Here is a 14,374-nt window from a genome sequence, read left to right as displayed (position 1 = left end):
TTACTTAATCGAGCCGGAGCTTGGCTTCGGCATAGGCGTACATCGGACGCCACAGCAGGCGGTTGAACAGAGTCACGAACAGGGACATCACGGCAATGCCCAGAATGATCTTCGGATAGTCGCCGGCGGCGGTGGTTTGCGCGATGTAGGCGCCAAGCCCGTGCGCGGCGACCTTGGTATCGCCCCACTGCACGAATTCCGCGACGATACTCGCATTCCACGCGCCGCCCGACGCGGTGATCGCGCCGGTCACGTAGTACGGGAAAATGCCCGGCAGCATGATCTGACGCCACCATTGCCAGCCGCGAATCTGGAAGTTCTTGGCGGCTTCGCGATAGTCGTTCGGATACGAACTGGCGCCGGCAATCACGTTGAACAGGATATACCACTGCGTGCCGAGCACGATCAGCGGCGACAGCCAGATGTCCGGGTTCAGGTGAAAGCGCACGATTACGATCACGAACACCGGGAACAGCAGGTTGGCCGGGAACGCGGCAAGGAACTGCGCCAGCGGCTGGATCTTTTCCGCCAGTGCCGGGCGCAGCCCGATCAGGATCCCGATCGGTACCCAGATCACCGAGGCAATCGCAATCAGCAGAATCACCCGCAACAGCGTGACGAGCCCCAGGACGAACACGTGGCCGACTTCGTCGAGCGAGACGCCGGTGCGCACATAGGTGAACACGCGGTACACCACGTACACGGTGGCGACCAGCACCAGCGCGGCCCACAGCATGTCGCCGATACGCGAACTCTTCTGGCTGCGGGGAATCGCGAAGCTCGGCGCGCGGAACGTCGGCAGGCTGAAATTCACTCGCGCGGCTTTCGCGAACATCCAGCCGAGCGGCACCAGCAGACGGTGAATCAGATGCGTGCGGCGAATCAGATCGAGCAGCCACGATTCCGGCGCGTCGCCCGAGCTGGTGTTTTCCATGCGGAACTTGTCGGCCCACGCAACCAGCGGACGGAACAGAAACTGGTCGTACGCGAGAATCACGACCGTCATGGCGAGAATCACCCAGCCGATCGCGTGCAGGTTTTTATCCGAGATCGCCTGCGCCAGATACGCGCCGATGCCCGGCAGCGTGATCGTGTTATTGCCGACGGTGATCGCTTCCGACGCGACCACGAAGAACCAGCCGCCCGACATCGACATCATCATGTTCCAGATGAGGCCGGGCATCGAGAACGGCACTTCGAGCTTCCAGAAGCGCTGCCACGAGGTCAGATGAAAGCCGCGCGACACTTCGTCCAGATCGCGCGGCACCGTGCGCAGCGACTGATAGAAGCTGAACGTCATGTTCCACGCCTGACTCGTGAAGATCGCGAAGATCGCCGCCAGTTCGGCACCGAGCACGCGGCCCGGAAACAGCGCGAGAAAGAAGGTGACCGTAAACGAAATGTAGCCCAGCACCGGCACCGACTGCAGGATGTCAAGAATCGGCACCAGCACCAGACCGGCGCGCCGGCTCTTGGCCGCCAGCGTGCCGTACACGAGCGTGAACAGCAGCGACGCGACCATGGCCGCGAGCATGCGCAACGTGGTGCGCATTGCATATTCAGGCAGGTTCGACGGGTCGAGCGAGATGGCCTGGGTCTTGAGCGTCGACATCGGCGCGAGCGTTTCGTGGAAACCGATCGCCGCCATCGCGATGATGCAGATGATCAGCGGAAACGCGACGAAGTCCCAGCGATTGGGCAACACGCGCCATGCGGACGCATTGGCGGTGCGCTTCAGGTTGAAGCTGAAATCCATCAGAGGCCCTCCCCGTTGATGAAAGCGAAACGTACGAAGGAGGCCGAGGCAGGCGCGCGACGGTCTGAAGATCGGTCCGGAAAGCGGAAATCAGGCATGGCAAAAACGCGTGGGCGCGGTAAATCGTTAGCGTTGGAGACACGTGGGCCGGTGACGGCCGGGTCCGTGGACGAGCCCGTCCGGGACCGCAACCATCGAGCCGGACTCCTGTCGCCGCAGGCGCCGCCCGAAGGCTGGCGGGCTTTCCTTGTTTTGGACGGCACGACACTACACCATCCTATGTTTCAGGCACAACCTTTAGCGGTAAATAGCGGTATCGCGCGGCAAACGCCTGTCTGAAGCCCGGCCGGGTTTCAGGTCAGACTGAATCCAATCGTCAGCTTCGCCGTGCGGAAAACCCGCACGACCATCAAGAAACGGACTGAACTGCCGTTATCAACCTGATCGCCGCGACACACCGATTGCATTCCCGCAATAACGGTGGCGTCAGGCCCCATGACGGTTAAAATCAGGAGACGACGCACCGGCCGGCGCGCTGTCCGACCACCATGCCGGGACACGGCAGCGGCGCATCAAGAGCCGCTGCCACGAGAACCGAACAGCGCCAGCGCGCTGCCACGAATGAGCTAGTTGCATGTCACAGCCAGACGGATCAGAGGGTCGATGAACAGGACAACCTTGCGCCAGGCAACCGGGCCGATCAGCTTCGCGCTGATCGTACTGGTTTGCTGGTTCGTGGCCGGCATGGTCGCGGACCGGATGGTACAGCAAGAGCTGGACGCGGCCCTGCACTCGCAGCGGCAGATGTCCACGTCGATCGTCGACAACATGGCCGAAGTGATTGCCAGCGACCTTGCGATGTCGCGGGCCATTCCCGCCACCATGGCCGAAATGGACGTCGTCCAGCACGCCCTGGTGCAATCCCAGAATTATGCCGTGAACGGCGCAGTGACGGAACCCGCCCTGCACGCCGCGTTGTTAAAAGACGCGCGCATGAGCGCCGTCAGCGAGTTCCTCCACGACGCGCAAGGCTTCTCCGGGCTCGACCAGATCTGGCTCGTCAACGCCAACGGCATCTGCGTCGCGTCGAGCAACTCCATCAGCAATCCGCAGGCGGCGCAGCAGTCGTTCGTCGGCATCGACATGCGCGAGCGCGGCTATCTGGCCAACGCACTGCTCGGCGCGTTTGCCGAAGCGTATGGCGTCGGCCGGGCGAGTGGCGAGCCGGGCATCTTCATCGCCGCGCCGGTGTATGCCGACGGCCTGCTGGTCGGCGTGGTGGTCGCCAAGGTCGGGATCGCGCGGCTGCGCCACTGGGTCGCGCACGCCGGCACCTTCGTCGCCGATGAAAACGGCGTCATCATCATGGCGCACGACAGCGCGCTCGAAGGGCACGCGCTGCCCAATTCGCGCGTCATGCAGATGAGCGCCGTCGACCGCAAGATCGTCTACCACCGCGAGGCATTCACCGATATCAGCATTCAGGTCGACGCCCAGGTGCGCGACCAGGCGCCGTGGGTGCCCGCGTCGATCGCCGGACAGTTGTTCGGTATGAGCGAGCGGCCGGTGCCGTCGCTGTATCAGGCCCGCACCGGCTTGAACTCGGGGCTCTCGGCGCATCTGGTCGATCCGCTAGCGGCCTGGCCCGAACTGTTGCGCAATCACAAACGCGATCATTTGCTGGTTTTCCTGACCCTGGCCGGCACGGTCGCGCTGGCCTGGGTGATTACCGTGTCGTATGTGCGCGAGCGGCGCCACCATCGCGCCACGCGCGACCTCGCCGAGCAGTTGCAGTCGGCCAATACGTTGCTGTCGGCCGAAGCGCGCCACGACGCGCTGACCGGCGCGCTGTCGCGGCGCTACTTCCTCGACCTGCTGCGCCACGAGATCGAGCGCGCGCATGCCAACAACGAGCCGCTGTGCATGGCGATCGCCGATCTCGATCACTTCAAGCAGATCAACGACCGCTTCGGCCACGCCGCCGGCGACCGCGCGCTCGAACATTTCGTCGACACCTGCCGCGCCGAACTACGCGGCTCGGATGCGATCGGCCGGCTCGGTGGCGAAGAGTTCGGGCTGCTGCTGCCGGCTACCGATCTGGCCGGCGGTCGTGAAGTGGTCGAGCGCTTGCGGTTGCGGCTGAAGGCGATCCCGTCGCCGAAGTTGCCGGCCTCGGTGGGTTTGAGCGTGAGCATCGGCATTACCGAACTGTCGCCCGACGATCTGCCCGAGCGGATCATGAGCCGCGCCGACACCGCGCTCTACGCGGCGAAATCGGGCGGACGCGACCGCACCGAAGCCTTGCCGCCCGACGACACCGCGCCGCCCACGCGCACCGTGGCCAACGTCTGGTAAGACGGCCATCGCGGCGGCAACCGCGGGCTCGCCACGCGCAGCGCCGCCGGCGCGCTTTGCGAGGCGCTTCCCGATGCAACGCCACTGACACAACGCAAGTGCCTCCCACGTGGCTCCCGCAATGAAGCAGGTATGATCGACCTTGATATCTAGGTTGCCGCTACCGCTTTAACGGGAGATTCGCATGAAGGGAAATTTGGTCATCGTCTGTCGGGATCAGGATGCGCACGCATTCGATCATCTGCTGGCTGAATACGGCGCGTTCCAGACGCGCCTGTCGTCGACCGCGTGGTATCTGAAGCTGGACGTTGCGCCGGAACTGATTCAGGAGGAGATTCTGGCGCGGCTCGGCAAATACACCACCCACTATATTTTCGAAGCCGAAACGGTGACGTGGAATACGGTGGACGGCGACGCGGCCAATGCGCTGAACACTCTGTTCTCGGACTAGGGAGTTGGACTGGAGAGGCAACCGGCCGCGCATGAGCGGCCGCGCCCGCCGGGCGTTGCGCCCGGCACTATCTGCAAGACGATTACCAGACGCTTTCCGAGAGCGCGGCAATACGCGGCACCGCCTCAAAAGGAAAACTCATCAAGACGCGCAAGCCACGCCCCTCGTGGTTGCCGAGTTCCCACTCCCCGCCTGCCCGCCGCACCAGCCGCTCGACGATCGCCAGCCCCAGCCCGCTATGGCCATTGCCGCCGCGCGCCGGATCGAGCCGCACGAACGGCCGGCTCGCATTGATGAGGTCTTGCGCGGCGATCCCGCCGCCGCTGTCGCTGACCGATAACGTGTAGCCCTGCGCGCTTCGCGCGGTGGCGACGACGATCGGCGGCGCACCATACGCATGCGCGTTATCGAGCAGGTTCGACAGGATCCGGTCTAGTGTGGCGGCCGGCAGCAGGAACGCCGGACCCGCGTGCAATTCGGTCTGCACGGCAGGCGCCCCGCCAGCCACGGCGCGATAGCTGCGCACCACCCGCTCGCATTGCGCGTCGACTTCGACGGCTTCGCTGCGATCGGCGCCGTCGTGGGCGAACACCAGGAATTGCTCGACGATATGCGTCATCGAATCGACGTCGCGGACCACGCCGTCGCGCATCTTCACTTCTTCCATCATTTCGGCGCGCAGCCGCAGCCGCGCCAGCGGCGTCTTGAGGTCGTGCGCGACGCCGGCCAGCATCACCGCGCGATCGTTCTCCGTGCGCGCCACTTCCTGCACCATCTGATTGAAACCATGGGTCAATTGTCGCAACTCGCGCGGGCCGCGCTCCGGCACCGGCGGCACCGGCAAGCCGCGGCCGAAACGCGCCACCGCCTGGGCCAGCGAGCGCAACGGACGCTGCAAGGCCCACGCCGCGAACAGCGCCGCCATTACGGCAAACGAGAAAATGATTGCCAGCCACAGCATCGTGCGGTCGAGCGAGCGCGGCGGCCGCAACGGCTGCACCGGCACGACGATCCAGTTGGCGTCCGACGCGCCGCGCACCCACAACGTGGGCGGCCGGCCCGGCTCGCCGACACGCACCTGGGTGCCGGGCGGCATGCGGTCGCGCGCGTCTTCGATAAAGCGTTCGAGCGGCGCCGGCATGTCGGCTCGCTCCGCCGGCACGTCAGGACTGGACGGATCGACCAGCTTGACGCGTGACGGCAGCGGCTGATCCGGTGTATGCGCGACGTGCTGACGCACCGCGTCGACGAGGAACGTGGCTTCTTCCACCGCGTAGCGGGTCTGCAATTGGCTACGCTCCAGGCGCATCAGCGCGAACCACGCGAAATGCGACAGGAGCAGGACCGCGACGACTAGCAGCGCCAGTCGCCCGAAAAGCGAATCAATGGGCCGACGCATGCTGTTCGCCATCCGGCACGAACACGTAACCACGGCCGCGCACCGTTTGAATGAAGCGCGGCGTGGACGGATCGGTTTCGAGAATGCGACGCAGACGCCACACCTGCACGTCGATGCCGCGGTCGGTGCCGTCGTATTCCGGACCGTGCAGCAGTTCGAGCAGGCGTTCGCGTGTCAGCGTGCGCATGGGGTGATTGACAAAAATCTTGAGCAACGCGAATTCGCTGCCGGACAACGTGAGCGGCTTGTCTTCCAGATTCAGCGTGCGCGACTGGAAGTCGAGCGTGAAGCGGCCGAAGTTGAACGGCTCGCGCTGTTCCGGCGCGGCCGCCGACGGCAACGTGCGACGCCGCCGCAGCACCGCCTGCACGCGCGCCAACAGCTCGCGCGGGTTGAACGGCTTGCCGAGGTAGTCGTCGGCGCCGAGTTCCAGGCCGACGATCCGGTCGACGTCGTCCGCGCGCGCCGTGAGCATGATGACGGGAATGTCGTCGCCCGACGCGCGCAGCTTGCGCAGTGCGGTCAAACCGTCGACGCCCGGCATCATCAGATCGAGCACGATCAGGTCCGGGCGCTCGCGTTCAAGCCGGCGCTCCAGCGAGCCCGCGTCGTGCAGCACCGAGACTTCGATGCCCTGACGGGCCAGATAGTCACGCAGCAGATCACGCAATTCGACGTCGTCGTCGACAACCAGTATTTGAGTAGCCATGAGATGGAGTTTAACGCGCAGCTGAAAGGGTTTTCGTTTCCGGACGGCCTTCAAGGGTTACCGGGTGTTACGGTGAAAGCCACCCGTAATGACCCGTAATAGCCGAATCGCGCCACGTAACACAGCGCGCGACGCAGTTCTCTACGCTGTGACTTACCGAATGCAGGCCGTCCACGTTATCGGTTGCATCGTCGGCTATTCCATTACAAGGAGCCTTACATGTCCACCAAAAAGATGTCGCGCGTTCTCGCCGTTGCCGCCACTGCTCTCGCCATCGGCGCGGGCGCGGCCTATGCCGCCCAACCCGCCGGTCACGGCGGCCCCGGCGGCTGGCACGGCGGTTTCATGAAGCAACTCACGCAGCTGCACGACCAGTTGAAGCTCAACGCGGACCAGGAAAAGCAGTGGCAAGCCGCGCTCAACACGATGAAGCAGAACCATGAGGCGATGCGCGCCAACCATCAGCAGATCAAGGATCAGTTCAAGGCCGCGCAGCAACAGCCCATCCTGGATCTGAACGCCATGGCCGCCGCGCATCAGCAGGTCGAGCAGAAAGACGCGCAATTGCGTCAGCAAACTTCCGACGCCTGGCTGTCGTTCTACAACGGCCTGAACGATCAGCAGAAGACCACCGTCAGCACGGCGCTGAAGCAGCGCTTTGCCAAAATGGAAGCGCGTCACGACAAGATGCGCGAGCGTTGGGAACACCACAAGGGCGCAGCGTCGGCGCCGGCTGCGAATCAGTAATGAGCAGCAGCGTGGGCGGAAGGAGGCCGATCTCGCCGCCTTCCGGATGCAAAAACGCCACGGAATTTCCGTGGCGTTTTTGTTAGTGGAGAGCAACGCGTTGCCCTTCAGGTGTGACGGCGTTCATGCGCCCAACGAAGCGGACGCGCAATCACCGGGCAGTCCCATCAACCATTCAGCGGTCCGAGATCGAACAGCAGTACTTCAGCGTCCTTGCCCTTCTCCAGCGTCACCGAGTCGACCTCGCTGAGCTTGGCCGCGTCGCCCGCGTGGAGCGCCTCGCCGTTCACCGTCAGCGCGCCGCGCGCCACATGCACATACGCGAGACGCCCCGCCGGCAACGTCAACGTAGCCTGTTCCGCACCGTCGATCAACGCCGCGTAGATCGATGCGTCTGCGTGGATCGTCACCGAACCGTCGTGGCCATCGGGCGATGCGACGACGCGCAGACGGCCGCGCTTGTCGGCATCGACGAAACGTTTTTCCTCGTAGCTGGGGAGGTCGCCGGTGCGTTGCGGAATCACCCAGATCTGCAACAGATGCGCCTCGTCCTGTTGCGACGCGTTGTACTCGCTGTGCTGCACGCCCGTGCCGGCGCTCATGCGCTGCACGTCGCCCGGACGGATGGTCGAGCCGTTGCCCATGCTGTCGCGGTGCGCCAGCGCGCCGTCGAGCACGTACGTCACGATTTCCATATCGCGATGGCCATGCGTGCCGAAGCCCTGACCACCGGCAATACGGTCCTCGTTGATGACCCGCAACGGGCCGAAATGCACGTGCCGCGGATCGCGATAGTCGGCGAAGGAAAAGCTGTGATACGAGTCGAGCCAGCCGTGGTTGGCGTGGCCGCGTTCTTCGGAACGGCGGATCTCGATCATGGAAGGACTCCCGGTGGGTAATTGGCGATGCTCTGAATGTAGGGGCGAAGGGCGCGCGACACAATCGGCACGGCCGCACCGGATCGTTCCACAAATCCATGCAATCGAAGTACACGGGGGCATGCGGCGATTCAGCCGGCGGCGCAGCGAGCGGCGCCTCCTCGCGCACCGCACTGGCGCCTCGCCCCTGTTCGGGTAAAATACCGCCCTTTTCAAGGCCCGTGGCCGCCGAAAGCCCGCCGGCCGGCTCTGACAGCCGGGTCGCAAGCGTACGCCAAGCCGCCTCAGCCGGCACCGGCCGCGCCGCGCCGCCTGAAAACGCAGCCCGCGAAGCGATCTCCGGTCCCGCGCGGCGCGACAATTTTGACCGCCTAGAATAGCGACGGCCGGCCATGAGCCGGCGGTCGTCGAGATCGAAGCACCACGACGATCGGTTTGATCCAGGAGAAACATGAAGAAGTTCGCACTGTGCGTGGCGCTTGCGGTCATGGCCACCAGCGCGATGGCGAAGGAATGGAAGACCGTGCGCATCGGGGTCGACGCCAGCTATCCGCCGTTCGAATCGGTGGCGCCGAGCGGCCAGGTCGTCGGCTTCGACGCCGACTTGACGCATGCGCTGTGCGCGCGGATGAACGTCAAGTGCGTGTGGATCCAGCAGGATCTCGACGGCATCATTCCGGCGTTGAAGGGCAAGAAATACGATGCGATCGTGTCGTCGCTGACCGTTACGGACAAGCGTCGCGAGCAGATCGACTTCTCCGACAAGCTGTTCGACGCACCGGCCCGCATGATCGCCAAAGCCGGCTCGCCGCTGCTGCCGACGCCCGAATCGCTGAAGGGCAAACGGGTCGGAGTCGAACAGGGTTCGACTCAGGAAGCGTACGCCAAAGCATGGTGGGAACCCAAAGGCGTGACCGTGGTGCCCTATCAGAACCAGGATCAGGTCTACGCCGACCTCGCCTCGGGTCGCCTCGACGCGACGCTGCAAGACGAAATCCAGGCCGACGCGGGCTTTCTCAAGACGCCGCGCGGTAAAGGCTTTGCCTGGGCCGGCCCGGACGTGAAGGATCCGAAGACGATCGGCGAAGGCACCGCCATCGGCCTGCGCAAGGAAGATACCGATCTGAAGGCAATGTTCAACAAGGCGCTGGCGCAGGTTCACCAGGACGGCACGTTCAGAAAGTTGGAGAAGCAATATTTCGACGTCGATATTTACCCTGGGCGTTGAATTGGGCGTTGAGCGGGTCTTCGTAATACAGTCGGCAATCGGCGCCCTGCATCAAATCGTCGTCAAGCAGTTGGAGTCGCTTCACCCGCAGTAGCTTCACAGGCAGTTTTCACCACGAGAATCGAAAAGCGCGCTGCACGTCCGGCAACGGCCATGCAGTCATGATTTGCACAGCGGTGCGCTGTGCGCCGCCGGTCGCGGCGAGCCCCGGGCTCGCGGCAAACGCGGTGCGGAGCTGGCCGCGTCTTTCGCGGTGTGCCACGGGCACATCGTCAAGGACCCCCTATGTACCTTCAAGGCTACGGCCCGCTGCTTCTTAACGGCACCTGGCAAACCGTCAAACTGGCGGTGTTGTCGCTGGCGTTCGCGTTTGTGCTGGGCCTGCTCGGCGCGGCGGCGAAACTGTCCAAGAACCGTTTCTCCCAGGGCGTCGGCACCGTCTACACGACGCTCGTGCGCGGCGTGCCCGATCTGGTGCTGATGCTCCTGCTGTTCTATAGCATCCAGATCTGGCTGAACAATCTCACCGACCTGCTCGGCTGGGATCAGATCGACATCGATCCATTCGTGGCCGGCGTCGCGGTGCTCGGTTTCATTTACGGCGCGTACTTCACCGAGACCTTCCGCGGCGCGTTTCTGGCGGTGCCGCGCGGCCAGCTCGAAGCGGGCGCGGCCTACGGCATGACCGGATGGCAGGTGTTCACGCGCGTCATGTTCCCGCAAATGATGCGTTTCGCGCTGCCGGGCATCGGCAATAACTGGCAGGTGATGGTCAAGGCCACGGCGCTGGTGTCGATCATCGGTCTCGCCGACGTCGTCAAGGCGTCGCAGGACGCCGGCAAGGGCACGCTGCGGTTCTTCTTCTTCACCCTGCTCGCGGGGGCGATCTATCTCGTCATCACCACAGTGTCCAACTTCGTGCTGATGTACCTCGAAAAGCGTTACTCGACCGGCGTGCGAAAGGCGGATCTATGATCGAGATCATTCAGGAATACTGGCGCAACTATCTCTATACCGACGGCTATCGCCTCACCGGCGTGGCGATCACGTTGTGGCTGCTGGTGGTATCGATCGGGCTCGGCTTCTGCCTGTCGATTCCGCTGGCGGTCGCGCGCGTGTCGAAGAAGAAATGGCTGCGCGGCATCGTCTGGCTCTATACGTACGTGTTTCGTGGCACACCGTTGTACGTGCAACTACTGCTCTGCTACACCGGCTTGTATAGCCTCGAAATCGTGCGCAGCCACGAACTCACCAACGCGTTCTTCCGCGACGGCATGCATTGCACGCTGCTCGCCTTCACGCTGAACACCTGCGCGTACACCACCGAAATTTTCGCGGGCGCGATCAAGGCGACGCCGTACGGCGAAATCGAAGCGGCGCGCGCATACGGTATGTCGTCGTTCACGCTGTACCGGCGGGTGATTCTGCCGTCGGCGCTGCGCCGCGCGTTGCCGTACTACAGCAACGAAGTGATCCTGATGCTGCACGCCACCACCGTCGCCTTCACCGCGACCGTGCCGGACATTCTCAAGATCGCACGCGACGTGAACTCCGCGACGTATCAGTCGTTCAACGCATTCGGCCTCGCCGCCCTGCTCTATCTGTGTATTTCTTTCGCGCTCGTGTGGCTGTTCCGCCGCGCCGAGCGCCGCTGGCTCGCGTACCTGCGGCCGCAAGGCAAGTAACCCGAGGCACCGCGCCTCAGCCAGCCAGCACGCTCAAGGATCCTGATGAACACCAAGAAGCAGAAGCTCTTCGTCGACGAGCTTCACAAACAGTACGGCGACAACGAAGTCCTCAAGGGCGTGTCGCTGAAAGCCAATGCCGGCGACGTAATTAGCGTGATCGGTTCGTCCGGTTCGGGCAAGAGCACGATGCTCCGCTGCATCAACTTTCTCGAACAGCCGAACTCGGGCCGCATCTTCGTCGACGGCGAGGAAGTGCGCACGCAGATCGGCAAGAACGGCGCGCTGCGCGTGTCCGACCCGAAGCAGTTGCAGCGCGTGCGCACCCGTCTGTCGATGGTGTTCCAGCACTTCAACCTGTGGTCGCACATGAACGTGCTCGAGAACATCATCGAAGCGCCGGTCAACGTGCTGGGCCTGAAGCGCAAGGAAGCCGAAGAACGCGCCCGCGAGTATCTGGAGAAAGTGGGCCTCGCGCCGCGTCTCGAGAAACAGTACCCGTCGCATCTGTCGGGCGGCCAGCAGCAGCGCGTGGCGATCGCGCGGGCGCTGGCCATGCATCCGGACGTGATGCTGTTCGACGAACCGACCTCCGCGCTCGATCCCGAACTGGTCGGCGAAGTGCTCAAGGTCATGCAGACGCTCGCCGAGGAAGGCCGCACGATGATCGTCGTGACGCACGAAATGGCGTTCGCCCGCAACGTCTCGAATCACGTGATGTTCCTGCACCAGGGACGCGTGGAAGAAGAAGGCCATCCCGACGAGGTGTTCAAAAACACCCGCAGCGAACGCCTTAAACAGTTCCTGTCCGGCAGTCTCAAATAGAACCCATCGAATAGCCCATCATTTGGGCTGTAGTCAAAGTAGCATTACAGGGCGCTTACGAGCGCCCTTTTTGTTTCGCTGAACTGCGTATTCGGGCCATTTTGGCCACGAAAACTTGCCTTCCGCCCGTCCCCCGCCCCATCTTTCCGCCCTACTCTGCTGCTTTTCAAGCGTCAATAGTGGCAATCCTTAACGTTGCTGCGGCCGATCCGTGATTCCCTTATCGCATAAGGGTTTCCGTCTTTTTCGAAGGTGTTGCAAAGGGTCATTGCGCACATTCTTATTGCAATTTGGAGACATCGATCATGGCGGGTACCAATTTCTTCTCCCAGTGAAGTGTATTTTTGATAAATTAGTAACCAAAGTAGCAAAACAAAGTTGATTAAAAGTAGTTTCACTTCAAAGCACAGAGGAGAACCGGTCGGCGAGGGATCGGCATGACGACCAGATAGCCCCAGGCTACACGTCACGGCAGGAGACCCAATCCACCCGCCAATCTCCCTGGTACCGATTTCTGTTCGGCGCTCTTGCGTCCGAGCACCATTCGCAGTACTGGGTTTCACTATTTGACAGGGTATGGAGGAGAAGATGAAGAAAGCTTTGCTCGCCGCGGCGCTGATGTCGGCCGGTGTTGTTGCGCACGCCCAAAGCAGCGTGACGCTGTACGGCCGCCTTGACGCTGGCCTGGAATACATGTCGGGCGTTCCGACAGGTGTGGGTGCAAATGGCCAGGCAACCGGCAGCACGAACCGTTTCAAAGCTGAAAGCGGCGACTGGGGTACCAGCCTGTGGGGTATGAAGGGCGTTGAGGACATCGGTGGCGGCAACAAGGTTCTGTTCCAGTTGGAAGGCTCCTTCAACACCATGAACGGCACGGGCCCTGGCGGCGGCGGTCTCTTCAATCGTTGGGCAACGGTCGGCCTGTCGAACGACGCATACGGTACGTTCACGATGGGCCGCATGCTGTTCATCTCGAACGGCGTGTGGGACTTCGACCCGTTCGGTCAGTCGAACTGGTCGTCGGCATCGATGGTACGTGGCCGCAACTGGCCGCAATCGAGCAACAACTTCGCGTACCAGTCGCCGAAGATCGCGGGCTTTGACTTCTACGGTCAATACGCGCTGTCGAACGCAACGAACTGGAACGGTAACAACCCGAACGGTCAGGGTCGTGAAGCCGGCGCGCAACTCACCTACACGAACTCGCTGTTCCAGGTTCGCGGTCTGTACGACGAAATTCGCAATCCGGCAAACGGCGGCCTCTGGGGCGGTCCGGTCGGCGCGAATGGCAATGCAGCCAATACGAGTAACGGCGTGTTCGCGGCATCGCGCGAATACTCGGCATTGGTCAACGTGTTCCTCGGCCAGTTCAAGATCCAGGGCGCTTACCAGGCAGTCCGTTCGGCAGGTGCAACTGGCGTCGCGCCGGGCCAGCCGACCACGCTCGATCACGAATGGGGCGGTGTGACGTGGCAAGCAACGCCGGCTGCAGCGCTGATTGCAGCGGTCTACCACGTGAACGCCAACAACGGCGCGGGCAATGCGACGATCTACACGGTCGGCGGTTCGTACAACCTGTCCAAGCGCACGCTGCTGGACCTGCAGGTCGCTACGGCACGCAATAGCAAGACGGCTAACTTCGGCCTGAATGCTGACAACGCCGGCTCGTCGGCCGCAACGGACAACCCGCTGGTGGGTCACCAACAGTCGGGCGTGTACGCAGGTATTCAACACTCGTTCTAAACGAACAACGCCCCGAGGGACTTCCTTCGGGGCGTAGTCAGACAGTCTTCAAGAGAATCTTTTTCACGCTGCTGCGAGAGGCGCGTATCGGTGCGATGTCCGTAAGGGTATCGCACCGTTTTTTATTTCTGGGCGCGGTTTTGCTTCGGTCCTTGCGCACCGGTGCGGTGCATTCGCGGACCGCGCTGCGAATCTGACGAAGCGGAACGTGCGTTCAAACCGCCGCTTCGTTTTCCTCGCCGGTACGAATCCGGATCACACGCTCCACGTCCGCGACGAAGATCTTGCCGTCGCCGATCTTGCCGGTGCGCGCCGCGCCGATGATCGCGTCGATCACCTGATCGCACTGATTGTCCGCGACCACGACTTCGATCTTCACTTTCGGCAGGAAGTCGACCACATACTCTGCACCACGATAGAGCTCGGTATGACCTTTTTGACGGCCAAAGCCTTTGACCTCGGTCACGGTCAAACCCGTGAGGCCGACTTCAGCGAGCGCCTCGCGCACTTCGTCGAGTTTGAACGGTTTGATGACTGCGGTGATGCGCTTCATGGCGAACCTCGTCTCGTGATGGGAAGAGTGAAAGGAAAATGGATG

The 14,374-nt window shown here is 62.8% G+C and carries 13 protein-coding genes; 8 read left to right on the top strand and 5 right to left on the bottom strand.

Features of this window, described 5'->3' with window-relative positions; genetic code table 11:
- Positions 1-4 precede the first annotated feature (4 nt).
- Positions 5-1,756, bottom strand: a complete 1,752-nt coding sequence (locus B0G83_RS11875) for an ABC transporter permease subunit (RefSeq protein ID WP_105507599.1) — start codon at positions 1,754-1,756, stop codon at positions 5-7.
- A 663-nt stretch (positions 1,757-2,419) separates the two neighbouring features.
- Between B0G83_RS11875 and B0G83_RS11870 the strand changes: the two genes are divergently transcribed.
- Both B0G83_RS11870 and B0G83_RS11865 read left to right on the top strand, forming a co-directional pair.
- Entirely contained in the window at positions 2,420-4,111 is a 1,692-nt protein-coding gene (locus B0G83_RS11870) for a sensor domain-containing diguanylate cyclase (protein WP_105507598.1), read from the top strand.
- Between the two features lie 184 nt (positions 4,112-4,295).
- Positions 4,296-4,562 (top strand): hypothetical protein, encoded by a 267-nt coding sequence (locus B0G83_RS11865; RefSeq protein WP_105507597.1) that lies wholly within the window; start codon positions 4,296-4,298, stop codon positions 4,560-4,562.
- An 82-nt stretch (positions 4,563-4,644) separates the two neighbouring features.
- Here the strand turns inward: B0G83_RS11865 and B0G83_RS11860 are convergent, their stop codons facing one another.
- Both B0G83_RS11860 and B0G83_RS11855 read right to left on the bottom strand, forming a co-directional pair.
- Entirely contained in the window at positions 4,645-5,961 is a 1,317-nt protein-coding gene (locus tag B0G83_RS11860; protein WP_105507706.1) for an ATP-binding protein, read from the bottom strand.
- Positions 5,945-6,670, bottom strand: a complete 726-nt coding sequence (locus B0G83_RS11855; RefSeq protein ID WP_035552258.1) for a response regulator — start codon at positions 6,668-6,670, stop codon at positions 5,945-5,947. Before B0G83_RS11855 ends, B0G83_RS11860 begins: the two co-directional genes overlap by 17 nt.
- A 219-nt stretch (positions 6,671-6,889) precedes the next feature.
- On the opposite strand from B0G83_RS11855, the gene B0G83_RS11850 reads away from it, so the two are divergent.
- A complete protein-coding gene (locus B0G83_RS11850) occupies positions 6,890-7,417 on the top strand; it encodes a periplasmic heavy metal sensor (RefSeq protein ID WP_105507596.1) in 528 nt (175 codons plus the stop codon).
- Positions 7,418-7,584: 167 nt separating this feature from the next.
- On the opposite strand, the gene B0G83_RS11845 is transcribed toward B0G83_RS11850, so the two are convergent.
- Positions 7,585-8,295, bottom strand: a complete 711-nt coding sequence (locus B0G83_RS11845) for a pirin family protein (protein WP_105507595.1) — start codon at positions 8,293-8,295, stop codon at positions 7,585-7,587.
- Positions 8,296-8,746: 451 nt separating this feature from the next.
- On the opposite strand from B0G83_RS11845, the gene B0G83_RS11840 reads away from it, so the two are divergent.
- The 5 genes from B0G83_RS11840 (at position 8,747) to B0G83_RS11820 (ending at position 13,776) form a co-directional block, all read left to right on the top strand.
- On the top strand, positions 8,747-9,523 hold the full coding sequence (locus B0G83_RS11840) for an ABC transporter substrate-binding protein (RefSeq protein ID WP_105507594.1): 777 nt from the start codon (positions 8,747-8,749) through the stop codon (positions 9,521-9,523).
- A gap of 285 nt (positions 9,524-9,808) precedes the next feature.
- Positions 9,809-10,498, top strand: coding sequence for an ABC transporter permease (locus B0G83_RS11835; RefSeq protein WP_105507593.1), 690 nt, complete (start codon positions 9,809-9,811; stop codon positions 10,496-10,498).
- Positions 10,495-11,208 carry an ABC transporter permease gene (locus B0G83_RS11830; protein WP_035552274.1) on the top strand — a complete coding sequence of 238 codons (714 nt, stop codon included), beginning with the start codon at positions 10,495-10,497 and terminating at the stop codon, positions 11,206-11,208. The genes B0G83_RS11835 and B0G83_RS11830 overlap by 4 nt, the downstream gene beginning before the upstream one ends.
- A gap of 45 nt (positions 11,209-11,253) precedes the next feature.
- A complete protein-coding gene (locus B0G83_RS11825) occupies positions 11,254-12,033 on the top strand; it encodes an ABC transporter ATP-binding protein (protein WP_105507592.1) in 780 nt (259 codons plus the stop codon).
- Positions 12,034-12,621: 588 nt separating this feature from the next.
- Positions 12,622-13,776: a porin gene (locus B0G83_RS11820; protein WP_105507705.1), complete on the top strand. Its 1,155-nt coding sequence runs from the start codon at positions 12,622-12,624 to the stop codon at positions 13,774-13,776.
- Between the two features lie 214 nt (positions 13,777-13,990).
- On the opposite strand, the gene glnK is transcribed toward B0G83_RS11820, so the two are convergent.
- A complete protein-coding gene (gene glnK / locus B0G83_RS11815) occupies positions 13,991-14,329 on the bottom strand; it encodes a P-II family nitrogen regulator (RefSeq protein WP_006048444.1) in 339 nt (112 codons plus the stop codon).
- Between the last annotated feature and the right edge of the window lie 45 nt (positions 14,330-14,374).

The sequence above is a fragment of the Paraburkholderia sp. BL21I4N1 genome (assembly GCF_002973525.1).
Classification (GTDB): domain Bacteria; phylum Pseudomonadota; class Gammaproteobacteria; order Burkholderiales; family Burkholderiaceae; genus Paraburkholderia.
Note: the sequence above shows the minus strand (reverse complement) of the source record. Positions and strands in the feature narration are given on the sequence as shown.

Coding starts and splice junctions, on each gene's coding strand:
- B0G83_RS11875 (WP_105507599.1), bottom strand. CDS start 1,756: ATGGATTTCAGCTTCAACCTGAAGCGCACCGCCAATGCGTCCGCATGG.
- B0G83_RS11870 (WP_105507598.1), top strand. CDS start 2,420: ATGAACAGGACAACCTTGCGCCAGGCAACCGGGCCGATCAGCTTCGCG.
- B0G83_RS11865 (WP_105507597.1), top strand. CDS start 4,296: ATGAAGGGAAATTTGGTCATCGTCTGTCGGGATCAGGATGCGCACGCA.
- B0G83_RS11860 (WP_105507706.1), bottom strand. CDS start 5,961: ATGCGTCGGCCCATTGATTCGCTTTTCGGGCGACTGGCGCTGCTAGTC.
- B0G83_RS11855 (WP_035552258.1), bottom strand. CDS start 6,670: ATGGCTACTCAAATACTGGTTGTCGACGACGACGTCGAATTGCGTGAT.
- B0G83_RS11850 (WP_105507596.1), top strand. CDS start 6,890: ATGTCCACCAAAAAGATGTCGCGCGTTCTCGCCGTTGCCGCCACTGCT.
- B0G83_RS11845 (WP_105507595.1), bottom strand. CDS start 8,295: ATGATCGAGATCCGCCGTTCCGAAGAACGCGGCCACGCCAACCACGGC.
- B0G83_RS11840 (WP_105507594.1), top strand. CDS start 8,747: ATGAAGAAGTTCGCACTGTGCGTGGCGCTTGCGGTCATGGCCACCAGC.
- B0G83_RS11835 (WP_105507593.1), top strand. CDS start 9,809: ATGTACCTTCAAGGCTACGGCCCGCTGCTTCTTAACGGCACCTGGCAA.
- B0G83_RS11830 (WP_035552274.1), top strand. CDS start 10,495: ATGATCGAGATCATTCAGGAATACTGGCGCAACTATCTCTATACCGAC.
- B0G83_RS11825 (WP_105507592.1), top strand. CDS start 11,254: ATGAACACCAAGAAGCAGAAGCTCTTCGTCGACGAGCTTCACAAACAG.
- B0G83_RS11820 (WP_105507705.1), top strand. CDS start 12,622: ATGAAGAAAGCTTTGCTCGCCGCGGCGCTGATGTCGGCCGGTGTTGTT.
- glnK (WP_006048444.1), bottom strand. CDS start 14,329: ATGAAGCGCATCACCGCAGTCATCAAACCGTTCAAACTCGACGAAGTG.